22 protein-coding genes are annotated in these 19,662 nt (G+C 32.3%); 4 read left to right on the forward strand and 18 right to left on the reverse strand.

The genetic code is table 11. The features are described from left to right. Positions 1-133: 133 nt before the first annotated feature. From FF125_RS01145 to gpmI, 3 genes are all read right to left on the reverse strand, one after another. Positions 134-538 (reverse strand): BT0820 family HAD-type phosphatase, encoded by a 405-nt coding sequence (locus FF125_RS01145; protein ID WP_138948063.1) that lies wholly within the window; start codon positions 536-538, stop codon positions 134-136. Between the two features lie 95 nt (positions 539-633). Next, positions 634-1,161, reverse strand: coding sequence for a thioredoxin family protein (locus FF125_RS01150; RefSeq protein WP_138948064.1), 528 nt, complete (start codon positions 1,159-1,161; stop codon positions 634-636). Between the two features lie 27 nt (positions 1,162-1,188). Continuing rightward, positions 1,189-2,703 carry a 2,3-bisphosphoglycerate-independent phosphoglycerate mutase gene (gene gpmI / locus FF125_RS01155; protein WP_138948065.1) on the reverse strand — a complete coding sequence of 505 codons (1,515 nt, stop codon included), beginning with the start codon at positions 2,701-2,703 and terminating at the stop codon, positions 1,189-1,191. A gap of 355 nt (positions 2,704-3,058) precedes the next feature. Between gpmI and FF125_RS01160 the strand changes: the two genes are divergently transcribed. Continuing rightward, on the forward strand, positions 3,059-3,511 hold the full coding sequence (locus FF125_RS01160; RefSeq protein WP_250629656.1) for an ankyrin repeat domain-containing protein: 453 nt from the start codon (positions 3,059-3,061) through the stop codon (positions 3,509-3,511). Positions 3,512-3,638: 127 nt separating this feature from the next. Here the strand turns inward: FF125_RS01160 and FF125_RS01165 are convergent, their stop codons facing one another. Beyond that, a complete protein-coding gene (locus tag FF125_RS01165) occupies positions 3,639-3,911 on the reverse strand; it encodes a hypothetical protein (protein WP_138948066.1) in 273 nt (90 codons plus the stop codon). A gap of 5 nt (positions 3,912-3,916) precedes the next feature. Next, positions 3,917-4,690, reverse strand: coding sequence for a M48 family metallopeptidase (locus tag FF125_RS01170; RefSeq protein ID WP_138948067.1), 774 nt, complete (start codon positions 4,688-4,690; stop codon positions 3,917-3,919). Positions 4,691-4,792: 102 nt separating this feature from the next. Here FF125_RS01170 and FF125_RS01175 point away from each other — a divergent pair, with 102 nt between their 5' ends. After that, a complete protein-coding gene (locus FF125_RS01175) occupies positions 4,793-6,550 on the forward strand; it encodes an aromatic amino acid hydroxylase (RefSeq protein ID WP_138948068.1) in 1,758 nt (585 codons plus the stop codon). Between the two features lie 73 nt (positions 6,551-6,623). On the opposite strand, the gene FF125_RS01180 is transcribed toward FF125_RS01175, so the two are convergent. The 6 genes from FF125_RS01180 to FF125_RS01205 form a co-directional block, all read right to left on the reverse strand. Then, positions 6,624-7,238, reverse strand: a complete 615-nt coding sequence (locus FF125_RS01180; RefSeq protein WP_138948069.1) for a DUF4230 domain-containing protein — start codon at positions 7,236-7,238, stop codon at positions 6,624-6,626. 172 nt (positions 7,239-7,410) lie between these two features. Continuing rightward, positions 7,411-8,838, reverse strand: coding sequence for a pyruvate kinase (gene pyk / locus FF125_RS01185; RefSeq protein ID WP_138948070.1), 1,428 nt, complete (start codon positions 8,836-8,838; stop codon positions 7,411-7,413). Positions 8,839-8,841: 3 nt separating this feature from the next. Then, positions 8,842-9,303 carry an IPExxxVDY family protein gene (locus FF125_RS01190; protein WP_138948071.1) on the reverse strand — a complete coding sequence of 154 codons (462 nt, stop codon included), beginning with the start codon at positions 9,301-9,303 and terminating at the stop codon, positions 8,842-8,844. A 91-nt stretch (positions 9,304-9,394) separates the two neighbouring features. Then, entirely contained in the window at positions 9,395-10,129 is a 735-nt protein-coding gene (gene rnc, locus FF125_RS01195; RefSeq protein ID WP_117883953.1) for a ribonuclease III, read from the reverse strand. A 7-nt stretch (positions 10,130-10,136) separates the two neighbouring features. Further along, the gene (gene fabF, locus FF125_RS01200) at positions 10,137-11,390 is read right to left on the reverse strand and encodes a beta-ketoacyl-ACP synthase II (protein ID WP_138948072.1); all 1,254 of its coding nucleotides are present in this window, start codon (positions 11,388-11,390) and stop codon (positions 10,137-10,139) included. A gap of 91 nt (positions 11,391-11,481) precedes the next feature. Further along, entirely contained in the window at positions 11,482-11,718 is a 237-nt protein-coding gene (locus tag FF125_RS01205; RefSeq protein ID WP_117883955.1) for an acyl carrier protein, read from the reverse strand. Between the two features lie 177 nt (positions 11,719-11,895). On the opposite strand from FF125_RS01205, the gene purN reads away from it, so the two are divergent. After that, positions 11,896-12,462, forward strand: a complete 567-nt coding sequence (gene purN / locus FF125_RS01210; RefSeq protein WP_138948073.1) for a phosphoribosylglycinamide formyltransferase — start codon at positions 11,896-11,898, stop codon at positions 12,460-12,462. A 72-nt stretch (positions 12,463-12,534) separates the two neighbouring features. Continuing rightward, complete coding sequence (locus FF125_RS01215) at positions 12,535-13,167, forward strand: ribonuclease H1 domain-containing protein (protein WP_138948074.1); 633 nt, start codon at positions 12,535-12,537, stop codon at positions 13,165-13,167. On the opposite strand, the gene FF125_RS01220 is transcribed toward FF125_RS01215, so the two are convergent. From FF125_RS01220 to FF125_RS01250, 7 genes are all read right to left on the reverse strand, one after another. Then, positions 13,168-14,388, reverse strand: a complete 1,221-nt coding sequence (locus tag FF125_RS01220) for an aminotransferase class V-fold PLP-dependent enzyme (RefSeq protein WP_138948075.1) — start codon at positions 14,386-14,388, stop codon at positions 13,168-13,170. Positions 14,389-14,475: 87 nt separating this feature from the next. After that, on the reverse strand, positions 14,476-15,600 hold the full coding sequence (locus FF125_RS01225) for an ABC transporter permease (RefSeq protein WP_138948076.1): 1,125 nt from the start codon (positions 15,598-15,600) through the stop codon (positions 14,476-14,478). Then, entirely contained in the window at positions 15,600-16,706 is a 1,107-nt protein-coding gene (locus FF125_RS01230) for an ABC transporter permease (protein ID WP_138948077.1), read from the reverse strand. The genes FF125_RS01225 and FF125_RS01230 overlap by 1 nt, the downstream gene beginning before the upstream one ends. Next, positions 16,703-17,431, reverse strand: a complete 729-nt coding sequence (locus FF125_RS01235) for an ABC transporter ATP-binding protein (protein WP_138952353.1) — start codon at positions 17,429-17,431, stop codon at positions 16,703-16,705. Before FF125_RS01235 ends, FF125_RS01230 begins: the two co-directional genes overlap by 4 nt. Further along, entirely contained in the window at positions 17,431-18,333 is a 903-nt protein-coding gene (locus tag FF125_RS01240; protein ID WP_138948078.1) for an ABC transporter ATP-binding protein, read from the reverse strand. Before FF125_RS01240 ends, FF125_RS01235 begins: the two co-directional genes overlap by 1 nt. Further along, positions 18,323-18,712, reverse strand: a complete 390-nt coding sequence (locus FF125_RS01245) for a hypothetical protein (RefSeq protein ID WP_138948079.1) — start codon at positions 18,710-18,712, stop codon at positions 18,323-18,325. The genes FF125_RS01240 and FF125_RS01245 overlap by 11 nt, the downstream gene beginning before the upstream one ends. Before the next feature lie 49 nt (positions 18,713-18,761). Continuing rightward, positions 18,762-19,646, reverse strand: coding sequence for an HlyD family secretion protein (locus FF125_RS01250; RefSeq protein WP_138948080.1), 885 nt, complete (start codon positions 19,644-19,646; stop codon positions 18,762-18,764). Between the last annotated feature and the right edge of the window lie 16 nt (positions 19,647-19,662).

A 19,662-nucleotide genomic window follows, 5' to 3' on the forward strand; every position in this document is an offset into this window, starting at 1 on the left:
AACGTACTCGTTTTTTTTAAAAGCGTTAGTTGCGTTCAAAAACAAGGAATATTCTAAGTTATATTTACGAAAAATTGCGTTTTATGGTGTTTTAATGGGTAGACACCTAAACTTTAAAATCAAGAACGCATATTTAAAATTTCCAAAAACTCTTTTTCTTCTTTTTTGGTACTTCCGCGTTAGGATTGTTTTTTATGATCTTGTAGATTTCACCCCAGCCAAGCATACCACCAATATTTCTATCGTCAATAAATAAATCAGCATTGATTTTTCTACTTACTTTTCCTTGAAATTTTTCTTCGGGGTAGTTTTTATTTACAGAATAAAAATGGATACCATTTTCTTCACAAAAATCAACGGCTTCTTGCAAACGTTCCCCATGTCTGTAGGTCCATAGTATTAATCTATGTCCATCTTTTTGTAATTCTTTTAAAGTTTCAAAGGCAAATATTTTAGGTGAGCCAACTTTAGGATACGCGTCTTCTACTATGGTACCATCAAAATCAATAGCAATTATTAAAGGGTCCTTTGGAATCATTTAGAGTTATTAAAGTTTTTGCAAATTTAAGCCAATATTCTGTTTTACAAAATACTAAACTGATAACAATTACTTTTAGTATCTAAAATTACAAATTAACTTCTGTCATATGCATGCTTATACGGCTCTTCTTTAAGGATTTTTAATATATCTTTTTCTAAAATTTCTTTAGGATATTCTACAAATCTGCCAATTTCTTTACCCTTTTTATAAAAAATAAAAGTAGGCACTCTAATTATATTTAAGCCTTCTTGTAAGTTATCAGCCGTTTTTTTTCCTCTGTTTACAGCAATCATTTCTAGATCGCTTTCATCGAAACCTATTTCTTCTAATAATTTATAAAAATGAGGAACCTCACGTCTACTATCACCACACCAAGTACCCATAAAAGCTTTTATCGTAATACCTTTAATATGTTTTTTAACTTCTTTTACAGTAGCTTCATCAAGTTTGTAATTATCATAATTACGATTGAACCATGAGGCATAAGGAGCTTCTTTAAATGCATTTTGTGAGGTAATACCCTCTAAATAGTTTGGCTTATTAATGGTCGTTTTTTGTTGTGCAACAGTGTATCCATTAATAAAAAACATACAGGTAATCACAAAAATTATTTTCTTCATATTTTTATTTTGGGCTCTATTTTGTGTTTAAATTAATGATTCTCTATCCATTACCTCAGGTTTATCAACACCTATTAATTTTAAAACAGTTGGGGCAATGTCTGCTAAAATACCACTCTTAACTGATTTGATTTCTTTATCAACAATAATGATTGGAACCGGGTTGGTAGTGTGTGCTGTATTTGGAGAACCGTCTTCGTTAATCATAGTTTCACTATTACCATGATCTGCAATTATAATAGCAGTATAGTCGTTTTTTAATACACTTTCAATAATTTCTTCAGTGCATTTGTCAACTGTTTCAGCAGCTTTTATAGCAGCAGATAAAACACCAGTATGACCAACCATATCTGTATTGGCAAAGTTTAAACAGATAAAATCAGCCTCTTTCTTATCTAATTCAGGAATAATAGCGGCAGTGATATCTTTTGCACTCATTTCTGGTTGTAAATCGTACGTAGCCACTTTTGGAGATGGACACATTAATCTTTTTTCACCAACAAACTCATCTTCTCTACCACCTGAAAAGAAAAATGTTACATGAGGATATTTTTCTGTCTCTGCTATTCTAATTTGCTTTTTATTGTTTTTTTCTAATACCTCTCCTAAGGTATTGATTAAATTGTCTTTGTTATAAATGACATGAACATTTTTGAACTTTTCATCATAATTAGTCATGGTAACATAATACAGATTAAGTTTCTTCATGTCATATTCCGGAAAATCTTTTTGAGATAAAGCTTCCGTAATTTGTCTACCTCTGTCTGTTCTAAAATTAAAAAAGATAACAACATCATCATCTTTAATAGTAGATATTGGCTGATCTTTATCATTAACCATAACTATCGGTTTGATAAATTCATCAGTTACACCATTGTCATAGTTTTCTTGAATAGATTCAATAGCATTGTGTGATTTTGTACCAATGCCCTTAACCATGGCATCATAAGTTAATTTAACACGCTCCCAACGTTTATCTCTATCCATTGCATAATATCTACCAATAACTGAAGCCAGTTGACCATTGTTTTGTGCTAGATGATTATTTAATTCGGCAATAAATTCTTTACCAGAATGTGGATCAACATCTCTACCATCTGTAAATGCATGAACATATGAACGTAAACCAAAATTATTGGCTCCAGTTACTAATCCTTTTACATGATTGATATGTGAGTGTACGCCACCATCAGAAACTAAACCTACAAAATGGACATTTTTATTTTTTTCTTTTGCATATGAAAACGCTTTTTGAAGTTCTGCTTGCTGGGCAATACTTCCATCTTCTACCGCTTTGTTTATTTTTACTAAATCTTGATAAACAATGCGTCCGGCACCTAAATTCATATGACCGACTTCACTGTTTCCCATTTGACCTTCTGGCAAGCCGACATGCAGCCCATCAGTTCTTAAACTGGCATTAGGATATTTCTTAAATAGAGAATCTATAAAAGGAGTTTTAGCTTGTGCAATTGCTGATACTTTTGGGTTTTGTGTAATACCCCATCCATCTAGGATTATTAAAATAACTTTCTTATTCATAATGATTAACTTGAATCACAAATTTAAGAAATTTAAAAGGGAAATCAGTAATAGAAAACGATTAATAACAATAACGTTATAGTTGGTTTTAACAATTGTTTTATTGCAATAACATTTTTTTAAGATACGGTTAAACTTAGGTTAATTGTGAAGGGAACGAGTAACGAAATACACAATGCCCTCGTCTTTATATTGTAACTCAAAACTAAATATATTATGAAACGAGCATTAAGAAATTATAAAAAAAACTTCACGAAAAGTGATGTTAAAATTTTTAATGTCAGAGCGTAACAGTTACATACGATCTTAATTTTATAATTATTTTATTATCTAACAATTACTAAAATTTAAACTTATGAAAAATTTAATTTTATTATCAGCACTCGTTTTCGGATTAGCAGTTCATGCAAACCCAGTAAATGACACCATTAAAAATGTTAAAATGGATAATAACATTTCTAATATGGAAAGAAGTAGTATGAATCTCAATATCGTGTATAGCACCAATGTCAATGCTTTTTGTAAATTAATAACTACAGGAAACTATGATGCTGTTAAAAGTATGATTGTTGCAGGTGTAGATATTAATAAAAAATCAGTTGGAATGACACCCTTAATGTACGCGGCTAGATATAATAATGTGAATATTGTGAAGCTGTTAATTGCTAATGGAGCTAATTTGAAAGTAAAATCAGACAAGGGGTATACAGCTTTAAAATATGCTAAAATATCAAAAGCACATGATACTTATAAAATTATAGAGGATGCTTTAAAAGCTAAGAAAAAAGCAAAAAGAAAAAGAAAGTAGTTTTTTATTTACTCCGATTGATTCACGGAAATCTCCTTTAAGCGAAATGGTAACATTTCGCTTTTTCTATATTGATTCCCCTCTCAAGAGGGGAAACTTTAATTCTTAAGAATCTTTATCAAAAATATTACTGTTTAAATTTAATTATATTTAAAAGTAGGATAATTATAGCAAATGAAACAACAAAGTAAACTATAGTTATTATTCGTTTTTTTCTATTCTCTTTTTGAAGTTTTTCTCTAATTGCTTTGAGTTGTTCAGGAGTTGCTTTTTTGTCAATTTTACCTTCTCCATAATCAATATTTTTATAATCTTTTAGTTTTTCAAACGTACTGACTCTACTCCGTTTATTGTTTTTTAACGAAGTAACCATTGCCGATACAGCTCCACCAAAGCTCATAATTTCTATTTCCTATATTTTTCTATCGCCTCTTTAATTTTCTCGATTCTATTTTCTGGATCTGGGTGTGTACTTTGCATTTCAGGAGTCCTATTTGGGCCTGCTGCCGCTTTTAATATTTCCATTACTCCCATCATTTCTTCAGGTTGGTAACCGGCATCCAGCATAAATTTGACACCTAACTCATCACTTTCTAATTCATCACCACGTCCATATTTCATATTAATAACGTTTCCAATCATTGCTGCCATTTGTCCAGTTCCATCACCACCACCCACTAAAACACCAGAAATAATTCCTTGTGTAAGGCCTTGTTTTGCAATTCGTTCCGCTGAATGCCTACCTACTACATGTCCTATTTCATGTCCTAAAACACCAGCCAATTGGTCTTCATTCTGCAATTGTGAATACAAGGCATAAGTGATAAATATTTGTCCGCCGGGCAAAGCAAAAGCATTGATTGTATTAGGGTCTCTTAATAAATGAAAATCATATTGATACGGTGTTTCTTTTGCTATACTATTGTTAACTAATGCATTGCCAACTTTATCTACAATGTTCTGATCTTTTTGACTTGGGTATAAACCACCATGTTGTTCCGCCATTTGTGGAGCACTTTTTAAACCAATAGCAATTTCTTCTTCTGTGGTTATAGCAATACTTTGTTTTTTACCTGTATAAGGGTTTGTATCTCTATTCGAGTAATATTTAAATAATGAAAATAATATGATACCAGCACCAATTAATAATCTGATTTTGAGTCCACCTCTTCCTCTCATAATAGTTTTAATTTCGTTTTGTATGCAATAAAGATACAATTTATTTAAAAGTGCAAGTTTAATTATTATTAACTTTACAAATCAAACTCACTAATTACACTAATGAACTTTAAGTCAAACAAAATTATTTCAAGGTTACCCAAGCACTTGCAATCATTTGTAATACGTCAACCTTACAATGAATATACAAGTCAAAATCAAGCAGTTTGGCGATATGTAATGCGAAAAAACATTGATTATTTATCAAAAGTTGCACATGAATCTTATATTCCTGGCTTGAAGAAAGCAGGAATATCTGTCAATTCTATTCCTAAAATGCAAGGGATGAATCGGATCTTAAAAGACTTGGGATGGGCGGCAGTATCGGTAGATGGTTTTATACCTCCAAATGCTTTTATGGAGTTTCAAGCGTACAACACGTTAGTGATTGCTGCCGATATCAGAACTGTTGATCACATAGAATATACACCTGCTCCAGATATTATTCATGAAGCGGCGGGTCATGCTCCTATTATTGCGAATCCAGAATATGCAGAATATTTAAGACGTTTTGGAGAAATTGGAAGTAAGGCTATTTCATCGGCTAAAGATTTTGAATTATATGAAGCTATTAGGCATTTATCAATTATAAAAGAAGACCCGAATACTAGTGAAAAAGAGATTGCGAAGGCAGATAAACAAGTTGCTGAAGTTGTTGATAGCATGACGGAGTTGAGTGAAATGGCAAAAATTAGAAACCTACATTGGTGGACTGTTGAATATGGACTGATAGGCTCATTAGAAAATTCTAAAATTTATGGTGCAGGGTTGTTATCTTCTATTGGCGAAAGTCAATGGTGTATGAGTGACAAAGTAAAAAAAGTACCGTATTCAATAGAAGCAGCTGATACTGATTTTGATATCACAAAACCGCAGCCTCAGTTATTTGTAACTCCAGACTTTGCTCATTTAAGTATGGTGTTAGAAGAATATGCTAATAAAATGGCATTACGAAAAGGAGGGTTAAAAGGACTGAATAAGTTGATAGATTCTAAAATTTTAGGAACGATTGAGTTAAGTACAGGTATACAAATTTCAGGTAATTTTGAGGATGTAATAGTTGATGAAAATAATAATCCCGTTTATTTTAAAACAAATGGAGGTACGGCATTAGCGTATAAAAATAAAGAATTGATTGGGCACAGTAAGGCCTATCATACCGATGGCTTTAGTTCTGCTATTGGTAAATTAAAAGGTATAAATATTGCCATTGAAGATATGTCGCCTACAGATTTAGAGGCGTACGGTATATATGAAGGTAAAATAGTAAATCTTAAGTTTGAAGGTAATATTACGGTAACAGGTGAAATTATAACAGGTAAAAGAAACCTGAAAGGTAAAATAATTCTTATTTCATTCAAAAACTGTACTGTTAAACATAAAGAAAAAGTGTTATTTCATCCTAACTGGGGTATTTTTGATATGGCAGTTGGTAAAGAAGTTGTTTCTGCATATTCTGGTGTTGCAGATCCTGAAAATTTTGGTTTGATTTATGACGTGCCTAAAGAAAAGACACATAAAATTAAATATTCTGAGAAAGATAAAAAACTTCATGGTTTATACGATGAAGTACGTAAAATTAGAGAGAAAGGAAGAATTAACTATATTCGGTTAGAAGAAATTTTTATTTTGTTAAAGTTAGAATTTCCTAATGATTGGTTGTTGCCTTTAGAAATGACCGAATTGGTTTATAATGAAAATTCTCAATTTAAAAGAAACATGATTAATTATTTAGAATCCTTGGCGGAAAATACTGAGATAGCTCATTTAATTAATGGCGGAATTGAATTGTTGGAAAAGGAAATGAAGAGGGTGATATGATGAGATGGTTAAGCGGTTTTTATTGTCTTAATTTATATTGTTAAAAACCCTTTTTTGGACTTGTTACAAATTTTCAAAGCTCTAGCTCAAAGAGATTCTTTTCATCTGTAATTGGAGTTTCCTCATATTTCAAAGTCCATCCTAATTCTTTGGTCAACACATAAAAGTTCGTAAGTTCCTCTAATAATCTCGTTTTTGCATTTTTTTGCAAATCAGATTTTTGTAATTTCTTAATGAGTGAGGCTTTTATCGTTTCTTTAATGTCGTTATAATCCTTTGCTTCAAAAGGGTTAAAATAATCAGCTTGAATATCATAGTACTCTAAATCGGGACTAATAGAAATCTCTTCTTTTGGGATACTGATTATTTGTAGCGTTTTTGTGGCCTCATCAATTTTATATTCAATTTTACTTAAATCGTAAGAAATGGTTACATCGGCATTAACTACAACCAATGCTTTTTTATCTGCAGTTATATATTCGGTAAATAATGCTTTAGAATTTTTGTAGTTAAATACTTCACTAAAATGGCCTTCAGTGACAATAAGTTTACCCACATTTTTAATCTGCTCTTGTATTAACATTGAGTTTTCATACAAAATAGATTGATCATCTTTTTTATTTTCGCAATATCGAAAAATGAAAACAAAAAGCAGGGTAATAATTATGCCTAATAGGACTTTCTTCATTAAAATGATATTTATTAGATAAAATTGACTTTAGGTGTAAGCGGAAACTATTGATACTCCTATAAACGAGATTTCTGTCGCTTCAGAATTGCTGCTAAAACTTAGTTTATAATACGTTGAGCTTCTGTAACAAAAATATACCCTCCCAAAAGGGAGGGTAAGAAAGGTGTTTTTATTCTATTTGACTAACTCTCATAGTATTTGCCATACCGTGTGCTTTTACAGGCATAGAGGTAATGTTTATAACATAATCTCCTTTATTGGCATAACCTTTTGTTACTGCTATTTCGTTAATGTCATCTACGGTGTCATCGGTGCTTTTCATCTCGTCATAGAAGTGAGCTTTTACGCCCCATAATAAATTAAGCATGGCTAATATTCTTCTGTTGTTAGAAAAAGCCATGATATGAGTTTTTGGTCTCCATGCAGAAATTTGAAACGCCGTATAACCACTATTGGTTAAAGTTGTTATCACTGTAGCTCCTATATCATCAGCCATTTTAGCTGCTTGGTAACATATTGTTTTAGAAATAAAACGTTCGTTTACACTTCTAATAAAAGAGTCAGATCTTGTAATTAAAGGTGAATCTTCTACATTTTCAATTATCGATCTTATTTTTTGAATTACTTCAACAGGAAATTCTCCTACAGATGTTTCACCAGATAGCATTACTGCATCTGCACCATCCATAATTGAATTGGCAACATCATTTACCTCAGCTCTTGTAGGAACTTGACTGGTAATCATGCTTTCCATCATTTGAGTTGCAATAATTACAGGAATTCTTGCTTTTTTAGCTTGAAGAACTAATTTTTTCTGAATTAACGGAACTTTTTCCATTTCAACTTCAACACCTAAATCACCTCTGGCAACCATTAAACCATCACAATGCGGTGTAATACTTCCAATTCTGGCAACGGCTTCTGGCTTTTCTATTTTTGCCATTATAGGAATTCTAAAATCAGAATGTTCAGTAATTAATGCCCTTAACTCTATTAAATCTTCTGCATGTCTTACGAAAGAAAGTGCGATCCAATCCACTTCCATTTCAATAGCAAAAAGAGCATCTTTTTTATCTTTATCTGTAAGTGCAGGTTGAGAAATAGCAGTATTAGGTAAGTTAACACCCTTTTTAGATTTTAATTTACCACCACGTAAAACTTCAGTAAGTACTTCATTTTTACCATTAGTACTAATAACTTTAAATAAAAGTTTACCATCATCAACTAAAATACTTTCCCCAGGTTTTACATCTTGAGGAAATTTTTGATAGGTCATGTAGGCTCTTTCTTTAGTTCCTTCACACTTATCAGTAGTAAATATAAATTGGTCTCCTTTATTTAATTTGACTTTTTCCTCCATTACACCAACGCGTAATTTAGGACCTTGTAAATCAGCTAAAACGGCTACATTATAACCTAATTTCTGATTTATCTCTCTTATCATTTTTATTTTCTCAGCTACATTTTCATAATCTGCATGAGAAAAATTCACTCTAAAAACATTAACCCCTACAGTCATCATTTCTTCTATGATCTCATATGTATCACAAGCTGGTCCTAAGGTGGCTACTATTTTTGTTTTTTTTCTATTTCGCATATATTAAAATATTAAATAATCTTTAGATTTTAAGGTTTGTGGAATAACATTAAATGAAGTTATTACTCCTTTTATACTTTTTATTTTTTTGATCAATTGAAATTCATCGAATTCAGTTTCTCCATTAATTTTTAGAAAATAATCAATTTCTTTTTTTTCATTAATTAAATAATTTATTTTAGATTCTTCTTTAAACAAATCATTTGCATTAATACTCACCGATGTATAAATGAGTTTATTGGCTAATAATGACCATGAACTGAAACTAGAACTACATTCATAATCGAAAAAAGTAAATGTACAGTTTTTGTCTTTAAATGAAAGTCCTTCTGGTTGACAATTCAATCTGATATTAAATTCTCTATTCAGTAAATAGGCAAGTCTGTAATCTTCTAAAGTACTATTAATTGCTATTAAGGTGTAATCATGTTCAAATTCAAATCCTAATGATAGTACTTTAGTCATAATCAAAACAATTTATGCGAAAATAATGATTGTTTTATAGAAAAGAGAAAATATTTACGAAATCCTTGTAGTAAACTACACGAATTGTAAATTATAATGAAATTACGTCTTGTAATCTAAAATATGCACGTTTAGATGCTATTTCTTCTGCTTTTTTCTTAGATGTTGCTCTTCCTTTTGCTAAAATCTTATTGTCTACAAATAACTTTACACTAAAGTGTTTAATAGTATCATTTCCGGTGTCCTCATAAACTTCATAATTAATATGTTTTTTAACTTTCTGACACCATTCTATAAGTACACTTTTGTAACTGGTAATTTTGCCTTCTAACCGCTCAATATCAACATATGGTTCAATTACGGTTCTATTAATAAATTTTTGACAAGCTTCATGCCCTTTATCAATATAAACAGCCCCAACTAATGACTCAAACATGTTACCATGTACATTGTCTCCAAAATTCTTCTTGGGTACATTACTGTCAATTAAATTAATTAAGGCTAAGTCTCTTCCAATTTCATTTAAGTGTTCACGGCTTACAATTTTAGAACGTAATTGAGTAAGGTCTCCTTCAGAACCTGCAGGAATTTCTTTAAATAAGTATAATGCTATTGTTGAGCTTAAAATGGCATCTCCTAAAAATTCTAATCTTTCGTAATTTAAAGGGATTCCTTTTTCCGTCTTTTTTTTAACAGAACTGTGTGTGAATGCTTTTCTATAGTATTTCAGATCATTCGGTCTAAAACCTAGAATTTTTCTTATTGTAGCCAAAAACTTCTCGTCCTGTTCAGAGCGAGATTTTAAGATGTTGCTAATAAAACTCATTTTCTATTTAAGCGTCTAGCTTCTTGAAAACTACACATGCATTATGTCCTCCAAATCCAAAGGTATTACTCATAACCACTTTAACATCTCTTTTTTGAGCTTTGTTAAGTGTTAAGTTAAGGCTTGGGTCAATATTTTCATCTACAGTAGTATGATTGATTGTTGGAGGAACAATACCATGCTTTATAGATAATATTGAGGAAATAGCTTCAATAGCACCAGCAGCACCCAATAAATGCCCAGTCATGGACTTGGTTGAGTTGATGTTAATGTTTTTAGCATGTTCTCCAAAAACTTCTTTTATAGCCTTAAGTTCTGCTACATCGCCCAATGGAGTAGAAGTACCATGTGTGTTAATAGCGTCAACGTCTTCAGGTTTTAAACCTGAGTTTTCCAAGCAATTTTTCATCACAACAATTACGCCTCTTCCTTCCGGATGAGGTGCTGTCATATGATAAGCATCGGAAGATAAACCTCCACCAATAAGTTCAGCGTAAATTTTTGCTCCTCTTGCTTTTGCATATTCATATTCTTCCAAAACAATTGCCCCAGCACCTTCTCCTAATACAAAGCCATCTCTAGTGGCGTCAAAAGGTCTTGAAGCTGTTTCTGGACTATCATTTCTTGTTGATAATGCGTGCATGGCGTTAAAACCACCCATTCCTGCCATAGTTACAGCAGCTTCACTACCACCAGTAACAATTACATCACAATGTCCTAAACGGATGTAATTCAAGGCATCGAACATCGCATTTGCAGAAGATGCACAAGCTGAAACAGTTGTATAGTTGGGTCCCATAAATCCATATTTGATTGAGATATTACCTGGGGCAATATCGGCAATCATTTTAGGGATAAAGAAAGGGTTGAATCTTGGCGTACCATCTCCACTTCCAAAATTTAAAACTTCATTTTGAAAAGTTTCGAGGCCTCCAATACCTGCTCCCCAAATTACGCCTACGCGTTCTTTGTTTAAGGTTTCTAAGTCTAATCCTGAATCTAAAATAGCTTCGTCAGAGGCTACCATAGCATACTGGGTAAACTTATCCATTTTACGTGCCTCCTTTCTGTCAAAAAAGTCAGTAGGATTAAAATTTTTGATTTCACATGCAAACTGAGTTTTAAACTTGGTTGCGTCAAAATGGGTAATAGGTGCTGCACCACTAACGCCGTTTACTAAACTATTCCAGTAAGCGTCAACGGTATTACCAATTGGTGTTAAAGCCCCTAGTCCGGTTACAACTACTCGTTTTAATTCCATATGAATAAGAAAGGTTCTTTGATTGATGATAAAGATACAAGCAAACCACTAAAATGATTTGCTTGTATCTCCTGTTTTAAGTATCTTTAGATTACTTTTTAGCTTCTTCTATATAGCTGATTGCTTGACCTACAGTTCCGATATTTTCTGCTTGATCGTCTGGGATTTGAATATCAAATTCTTTTTCAAATTCCATAATTAACTCTACAGTATCTAAAGAATCTGCTCCTAAATCGTTAGTAAAGTTAGCTTCATTAGTTACTTCATTCTCGTCAACGCCTAGTTTGTCAACGATAATAGCCTTTACTCTTGATGCAATGTCTGACATAATTTTTATAATTTTTTAATTTAATTATTGGCAAAAATATAAAACTTTAAGTTAAATAACTCATTTGCCAATAAAATATGAGGACTAATTTAAAAAAAATAGTTTAACTTTTAGATTATTCCTCGGTATTTGTTAATAATAATTCTTTTTTTTGTGATACAAATTTACATAATAATAATGAAAAGAATTGTTATTTTGGCCTCAGGCTCCGGAACCAATGCCGAGAATATTATCAAGTATTTTCAAAAAAGTAATGTTATTGCTATAACACAAGTGCTGTCAAACAAGAAGGATGCCAAAGTTTTGGAAAGGGCTAAAAGATTGAATGTCAGTAGTGCTAGTTTTGATCGAGATGCATTTTATAAATCAGATAAGGTTTTAGATATTTTAAAAACAGAAGCAGACTATATCGTTTTGGCTGGGTTTTTATGGAAAATTCCTGAAAATATTATTGAAGCTTTCGCGAATAAAATCATAAATATTCACCCCGCATTATTACCCAAATATGGAGGGAAAGGAATGTATGGAGATAATGTACATAAATCAGTTGTTGCAAACAAAGAAGATGAAACTGGAATAACCATTCATTTTGTAAATGAAAATTATGATGAAGGTGCCATTATTTTTCAGGCGAAAGTTAAAGTCGAAGCAACTGATACTTTTGAAGATGTTGCTAAAAAGGTACATCAATTAGAATATGAACATTTTCCGACAATAATTGAAGAAGTTATCACTAAAGGATAAAGTATAATTTTTGGATTGTCCCCTTGAGGGGACTATAGGGGTGTTTTTACTCTAATTTTAATCCTATTTGTTATGGCTAAAAAGAAGTTTTACGTAGTGTGGAAAGGAAAGAAAACAGGCGTTTTCACCTCATGGAATACGTGTAAAAAACAAATTGATGGTTTTGCAGGAGCTCAATATAAATCCTTTGCTTCTAAAGAGGCGGCAGAAAAAGCCATTAAAGGAAATTATGAAGACTATAAAGGGAAGGATACGAAAAAAGTAATACTCTCAGCAGCGGAATTAAAACAAATTGGGAAGCCAATTGTGCCCTCTATCTCAGTTGATGCAGCTTGTAGTGGAAATCCTGGAAAAATGGAGTACAGAGGCGTAGAAACGAATTCAAAGTCTCAATTATTTATTCAAGGCCCGTTTGAAAAAGGCACCAATAATATTGGTGAATTTTTAGCTTTGGTACACGGTTTGGGCTATTTAAAACAAAAAAAGATTAATTTACCCATTTACTCTGACTCTAGAATCGCCATGAGTTGGGTTAAAAAAGGACAATGCCGCACCAATTTGCAAATTACCGACGAAAATAAACCTTTATTCGACATGATTAAACGTGCCGAAAAGTGGTTAAAAGAAAATACCTATACCACACCTATTTTAAAATGGGAAACCAAAGCTTGGGGTGAAATTCCTGCCGATTTTGGAAGGAAATAGTTAACTCAACATCCCTTTAGCTCGTTTCACAGCAACAACCAGCGTGTCAACTTCTTCTTTGGTATTATAAAAAGCAAAAGAGGCACGTACTGTTCCTGGAATTTTGAAAAAATCCATAATAGGCTGTGCACAATGATGACCCGTACGCACAGCAACACCTAGTTTATCGACTATTGAGCCAATATCATAAGGATGAATTCCTTCAATATTAAAGGAAATAACGGAAGTTTTGGCTCCCGAAACGTCGGGGCCGTAAATTTTTAGTCCATCGATCTCTAAAAGTTTATCGGTGGCGTATTTTAATAATTCATTTTCATAATTGGCAATATTGTCAAAACCAATAGCATTCATATAGTCAATAGCTATACCAAAAGCAATACCACCACAAATGTTGGGTGTACCTGCTTCAAATTTATGAGGTAAGCCCGCATAGGTTGTTTTTTCAAAAGAAACTTCAGCAATCATTTCACCACCACCTTGGTAAGGTGGTAATTTATTTAGCCAGTCTTCTTTTCCATATAAAAAACCAGCACCTGTTGGTCCACACATTTTATGGGCAGAAGCTACATAGAAATCAACATCTAAAGCTTGTAAATCTGCTTTTATATGCGGGGTTGCCTGTGCTCCGTCTATTAAAACTGCCGCACCCACATCGTGGGCTTTTTGTATGATTTCTTTTATCGGGTTTATGGTACCCAATGCATTAGAAATATGATTTACAAAGACTAATTTGGTATTTTCTGAAAGTAAATTGTCGTAGGCATCCATTATTAATTCCCCTTCCATATTCATGGGAATTACTTTTAAAACAGCTCCCGTACGTTCGCAAAGCATTTGCCAAGGCACAATATTGGAATGATGTTCCAACGCAGATACAATAATCTCATCTCCTGTTTTTAAAATTGAAGAAAATCCATTTGCTACTAAATTAATGCCATGTGTTGTACCTGAAGTAAAAATAATTTCATGGGCATGTTCGGCATTAAAATGATGCCGTATTTTCTGACGAGCCTGTTCGTAAGCATCAGTTGCTTCTTGGCTCAATGTATGCACCCCGCGGTGGATGTTAGCATTGTAATTGCTATAATAATCTACAATGGAATCAATTACAAGTTGAGGTGTTTGAGACGTAGCTGCATTGTCTAAATATACTAACGGGTAACCGTTAACTTTTCGTTTTAGAATAGGAAAATCCGCTCTTATTTTTTCAATATCAAACATATGTCTTTTTTAGAATGATTCTAAATACAAAACTACAAAATAGAAAATGCTTTTATTTGCTTTGGTCAGTTAATTTTCAAGAAAAAATTAGTTGGTTTTTTTATAACTCCAAACCGCCAACCCATTCATAACAATGGCATAGAGAAGTGTTTTGGAGAGTTGTGGAACAATATCTATAAAACCAGAACCTTTTAACATTACCATACGCATTACTTCTACAAAGTATTTTATAGGGTTAAATTCCGTAAGGTATTGTGCCCATTTTGGCATGCTTTCAATAGGCGTAAACAAGCCACTCATTAAAATAAAAATGACCATAAAAAACCATGCAATAAACATAGCTTGTTGTTGTGTATCTGTAAAGTTTGAAATGAATAAACCAATCCCTAAAACAACTAAAATATAAATGGAAGTGTAAAAATACATTAATGCCAAACTACCAACCATAGGAACATTAAATACAAGTTTTGAAATAATTAGTCCAACCGTTAACAAAGCCAAACCTATAATCCAAAAAGGGAAAAGTTTACCAATAATAAACTGGCTTTTTTTTATGGGTGTGACATTAATTTGCTCTAATGTGCCAATTTCTTTTTCTCGAACAATATTCATTCCCGAAAGAAAAAGTGTAATCATAGTAACCAAAAGCACTAAAATACCAGGAACCATAAAGGTTTTGTAATTCAAGGTTTTGTTATACCAAAAAGAAGGTATGGTCGTAATATTGACGGGTTGCACTTGAGACTGATCAGATGCTTGCATTAAATCGATCATAAGCTTCTTATTGAAACTTTGAATGATTTGAGTTACATATACATTTTCTACACCAGCGGCCGCTCCATCAATGGCATTTATGGTGACACCTAAATTATTGAATTTTTCGTTTTGTAAATCGCGTTCAAAATAGGAGGGAATTTCTAATAGCACATCAACATTACCTTTTTGCATGGACTCATTTGCTAATTTTTGTGATGGATAATTGGCAACCACATTAAAATAGGTAGAAGCATGAAATTTTTCAATTAAGGCTCGTGATGTTGAACTGTGATCGTAATCAATATATCCGAATTTGATGTTTTTTACATCAAAAGTAGCTGCGTTGGCTAATATTAGCAGTTGAATTAATGGCATAACAAAAATAATAGGCAACATAGACTTGTTTCTAAAAATCTGTTTGAATTCTTTTTGTATGATATAACCTAATCGCTTCATTATTCCAGTCTAATTTTATATTTTTTGATACTCAAGCCAATAAAAAACACTGTCATTCCTAATAAAATCAACGTTTCTTTCCAAATAAATTGCAATCCTACGCCTTTTAGCATAATTCCTTTTATAATAATAATAAACCATTTTGCGGGAATAATATTACTGATTACCTGTAACGGTACCGGCATACTTGAAACCGGAAAAATAAAACCAGATAATAAAATAACGGGTAGCATCAATCCCATTAAAGAAATCATCATTGCGGTTTGTTGTGTTGCAGAAATGGTTGAAATTAATATGCCTAATGCTAGTGATGTTATAATAAAGATGACACTTTCTACTCCTAATAAAAACAAACTACCTTGAACTGGCATTTTAAAAATGAAAATACTTAATACGATAATGATAACAGCATTTATAATGGAGAGAAAAATATAGGGGAACACTTTGCCAATAATTACTTGAAAAGGTTTTAATGGAGAAACTAATAGAATTTCCATCGTTCCTAATTCTTTTTCGCGTGTTATAGAAATGGAAGTCATCATGGCCGAAACTAACATCAAAATAATAGTCATTACACCAGGTACAAACATGTACACACTTTTTAATTCTGGATTATAGACCATGTGTGTTTGAGGTGTAATTTGATAAGCCATTGTACTATTATTGTTCTGTTCTTTTAGGTAACTTTGAAGAATGGCATTTACATAATTACTAATTGTATTGGCGGTGTTGGGGTCCGTAGCATCAGTAATAACTTGAATGGTTGAATGGTTATTTTTAATTAGATTCTTACTGAAATCTTTTTCGAAATTTAATACTGCTTTAACTTTACCTTTTTTAAAAACGGATTCAATATCTGATTCTTTTTCAAGAAATTGATGGATACTAAAATAATTTGAAGCAGAAATTTTATGGATGATTTCTTTTGTTGTTACATCTTTTGAGTGGTCTAAAATAGCGATATCAACATTGTTAATTTCATTTGTGATAGCAAACCCGAATAGCAATATTTGAGCAATAGGCATGCCGAAAAGGATGAATAACGAACGCTTATCTCTAAAGATATGGTAGAATTCTTTTTTTATAAAGCCTATAAATCTTTTCATCCTCTAGCTAATTTTAAAAACACATCATTCATGCTTTTTGAATTAAATTGTTCTTTTAGTCTTTTTGGAGTGTCTAACGCTTCTATTTTACCATTAACCATAATGGATACTCTATCGCAATATTCAGCCTCATCCATATAATGTGTAGTTACAAAAATAGTGGTGCCTTCATGGGATGCTTTATAAATCATTTCCCAAAATTGCCTTCTGGTAATAGGATCTACACCTCCTGTTGGTTCGTCTAAAAACACAATTTTTGGTTCGTGTAATAAGGCGACTGAAAAAGCTATTTTTTGTTTCCAGCCTAAGGGTAGGGAACCTACTAAATGATTGGCAATTTTTTCTAAACCTAATTCTTTAATTAATGCATTTGATTTTTCTTTGATCCTTTTTCTAGATAAACCATAAATACCACCAAAAAAAGTGATGTTTTCTTTAACGGTTAAATCGTCGTACAAGGCAAATTTTTGACTCATATAGCCAATATTTTTTTTAACATCTTCTGCATTCGTAAAAACGTTAAAATCGGCGACGTTTGCTTCTCCAGAAGTAGGGTTTGAAATACCAATTAGCATTTTCATTGCGGTGGTTTTACCCGCACCATTTGCTCCTAGAAACCCAAATATTTCACCTTTTTTTACGTCAAATGTTATGGCATTTACGGCGGTGAAATCTCCAAATTTTTTTGTCAATTCTTTTACTTGTATGACGTTATTTTCTTGCATCATTTTGCTAGTTCCATAAAAGTATCTTCTATGGTGGCTTTCGTTTTTTCTATGGTTATCTCTTTTAATCCGTTTTCTTCAAGATATTGCTGTAATTCATTCGGGTTAAAATCATCTCTTTTATCTGTATAATGAACAAATTCTCCAAACGGATACATGGTATAGGTGTTTTCAAATCCTTTTAGTTTTTGAAGTAGTTCATACATGTCTTTTGACCCTATGTTATAGATTGCTTTAGGATAATGTTTAACGATATTAATGGGTGTGTCAATTTCTAAAATTTCACCATCTTGAATCAATGCAATTCTATCGCAAAGTGCCGCTTCATCCATATAAGGTGTAGAAACCAGAATGGTGATTCCCTTTTGTTGTAACCGTTTTAGCATTTCCCAAAATTCTTTTCGAGAAACGGGGTCAACACCAGTGGTAGGCTCATCTAAAAACAATACTTTCGGTTTGTGAATTAGAGCACAGCATAATGCCAGTTTTTGCTTCATACCCCCAGAAAGTTTGCCAGCCCTTCGTTTTTTAAAGGGTTCAATTTGAACGTAAATTTCTTTGATTAATTCGTAGTTCTCTTCAATGGTTGTTCCAAAAATAGTTGCAAAAAACGTAAGGTTTTCTTCAACAGTTAAATCTTGGTATAAAGAAAATTTTCCAGGCATGTAGCCCACACTTTTTCTAATGCTTTTATAGTCTTTTACAACATCAAAATCGGTAACATTGGCTTTGCCTTCATCAGCAATTAAAAGTGTTGTCAAAATTCTAAATAAGGTTGTTTTACCAGCACCATCTGGTCCAATTAACCCAAATAATTCGCCTGGATGCACTTTAAAAGAGATGTCTTTTAGGGCTTCAACTTTTCCATAACTTTTACTGATATGTTCGAGATTAATGCTCATGAGGGGCAGGTTTATTGGCGTTCAGCTTTTTACGCTTACTAGGGTAAGTGGTGAGTACAAAAATTAAAGTCCAAACACTTACTCTAAAAATCATTGCTTTAATACTTTCTGAAGATACAGTGTCAATAATAAAGTAGAGAAATAGTAGCATAAGCGTATGTATTAATAAGATATAAAGGATCATCGTTTTAGCGGATGGCTTTTGTCGCCAAATCAATAAGGAAGTTAAAACTGAGATCACACCTAATACTATATTATAAATCACCAACCAGATGAGAATAGTATAGGGTTTGGTGTCAATACCTAATAGGACTTTAGATCCTGCGAAAATGGACATTAAGCCAATAAATAGAGCGAGTATTGCGGCGACTTTTTTCATTTCTATTTGTTAAATTTTAATTTTTGAGGTTATGTGTTAATAAAGTGGGCTATTGTACCCACATCTCTGCGGGCATACCAATTTTTAAACTACCATCATTTGATACATCAACTTTTACCGCATATACCAGTGCCACGCGTTCTTCTTTAGTTTGGATAATTTTTGGTGTAAATTCGGCTTCAGAGGCAATCCAGCTAATTATGCCATCATAAGATTTCATAGTGTCTTCACCGTCAATTTTTACAGTTACTTTTTGACCTATTTTTAGTGTTGGCAATTGCGTTTCACTTACATAAACACGTAATTGCATGGTTTGTAAATTTGCTATTTTGTAAAGTGGTTTTCCAAAAGTTGTAATTTCATTTGGTTCTGCGTATTTCGTTAAAACCGTTCCTTTTATGGGATTGATTATTTTACTCTTAGCAATTAGATCTTGAATTTGTTGAATTTGAATATCGGTACTTTTTAATTCGTTTACCACAGGGGCATTTTGAATTTCTACACTCCTAATTCTATTTTTAATAACATCAATTTCACCCAATACATCGTCCAGTTGCTTTTGTGTTCCGGCATTCTCATTGATTAAATTCTCTACACGATTTTTATTGGTAGTCGCCGTTTTTAGTTGTGCATTTAATACATTTATTTGAGACAATACACCTTTAGATTTTGAACCAATTACCATTTTAGAAACGCGAAGCTGTTCTTTTTTTAAATACAAAGCTAAGGTGTCTACATAACCTATAAATTGGTCTTTTTCTAGTGTAGCTCCTTCTTCTATGTCAAATTGCAATAACTTTCCATTATTTTCGGCTGATATGGTTATTTCAGTAGCCTCAAAATTTCCATAACCATCTGCTTTATCACTTTTATTACAGGAAATTAAAAAACCTATAATTACACTTAAGGCTGTTATTTTCTTTATGATTTTCATTTTATAGTTGTTTATG

It is taken from the genome of Aureibaculum algae (assembly GCF_006065315.1).
Classification (GTDB): domain Bacteria; phylum Bacteroidota; class Bacteroidia; order Flavobacteriales; family Flavobacteriaceae; genus Aureibaculum; species Aureibaculum algae.

Bases quoted from the DNA above. Each gene is read 5' to 3' on its own strand.
- FF125_RS01175 (WP_138948068.1), top strand. From the start codon at position 4,793: ATGAACTTTAAGTCAAACAAAATTATTTCAAGGTTACCCAAGCACTTG.
- fabF (WP_138948072.1), bottom strand. From the start codon at position 11,390: ATGGAATTAAAACGAGTAGTTGTAACCGGACTAGGGGCTTTAACACCA.
- FF125_RS01245 (WP_138948079.1), bottom strand. From the start codon at position 18,712: ATGAAAAAAGTCGCCGCAATACTCGCTCTATTTATTGGCTTAATGTCC.
- gpmI (WP_138948065.1), bottom strand. From the start codon at position 2,703: ATGAATAAGAAAGTTATTTTAATAATCCTAGATGGATGGGGTATTACA.
- FF125_RS01230 (WP_138948077.1), bottom strand. From the start codon at position 16,706: ATGAAAAGATTTATAGGCTTTATAAAAAAAGAATTCTACCATATCTTT.
- FF125_RS01190 (WP_138948071.1), bottom strand. From the start codon at position 9,303: ATGACTAAAGTACTATCATTAGGATTTGAATTTGAACATGATTACACC.
- purN (WP_138948073.1), top strand. From the start codon at position 11,896: ATGAAAAGAATTGTTATTTTGGCCTCAGGCTCCGGAACCAATGCCGAG.
- FF125_RS01215 (WP_138948074.1), top strand. From the start codon at position 12,535: ATGGCTAAAAAGAAGTTTTACGTAGTGTGGAAAGGAAAGAAAACAGGC.
- FF125_RS01160 (WP_250629656.1), top strand. From the start codon at position 3,059: ATGAAAAATTTAATTTTATTATCAGCACTCGTTTTCGGATTAGCAGTT.
- FF125_RS01235 (WP_138952353.1), bottom strand. From the start codon at position 17,431: ATGCAAGAAAATAACGTCATACAAGTAAAAGAATTGACAAAAAAATTT.
- FF125_RS01225 (WP_138948076.1), bottom strand. From the start codon at position 15,600: ATGAAGCGATTAGGTTATATCATACAAAAAGAATTCAAACAGATTTTT.
- FF125_RS01170 (WP_138948067.1), bottom strand. From the start codon at position 4,690: ATGAGAGGAAGAGGTGGACTCAAAATCAGATTATTAATTGGTGCTGGT.
- FF125_RS01165 (WP_138948066.1), bottom strand. From the start codon at position 3,911: ATGAGCTTTGGTGGAGCTGTATCGGCAATGGTTACTTCGTTAAAAAAC.
- FF125_RS01220 (WP_138948075.1), bottom strand. From the start codon at position 14,388: ATGTTTGATATTGAAAAAATAAGAGCGGATTTTCCTATTCTAAAACGA.
- FF125_RS01150 (WP_138948064.1), bottom strand. From the start codon at position 1,161: ATGAAGAAAATAATTTTTGTGATTACCTGTATGTTTTTTATTAATGGA.
- FF125_RS01145 (WP_138948063.1), bottom strand. From the start codon at position 538: ATGATTCCAAAGGACCCTTTAATAATTGCTATTGATTTTGATGGTACC.
- rnc (WP_117883953.1), bottom strand. From the start codon at position 10,129: ATGAGTTTTATTAGCAACATCTTAAAATCTCGCTCTGAACAGGACGAG.
- pyk (WP_138948070.1), bottom strand. From the start codon at position 8,838: ATGCGAAATAGAAAAAAAACAAAAATAGTAGCCACCTTAGGACCAGCT.
- FF125_RS01250 (WP_138948080.1), bottom strand. From the start codon at position 19,646: ATGAAAATCATAAAGAAAATAACAGCCTTAAGTGTAATTATAGGTTTT.
- FF125_RS01240 (WP_138948078.1), bottom strand. From the start codon at position 18,333: ATGAGCATTAATCTCGAACATATCAGTAAAAGTTATGGAAAAGTTGAA.
- FF125_RS01205 (WP_117883955.1), bottom strand. From the start codon at position 11,718: ATGTCAGACATTGCATCAAGAGTAAAGGCTATTATCGTTGACAAACTA.
- FF125_RS01180 (WP_138948069.1), bottom strand. From the start codon at position 7,238: ATGAAGAAAGTCCTATTAGGCATAATTATTACCCTGCTTTTTGTTTTC.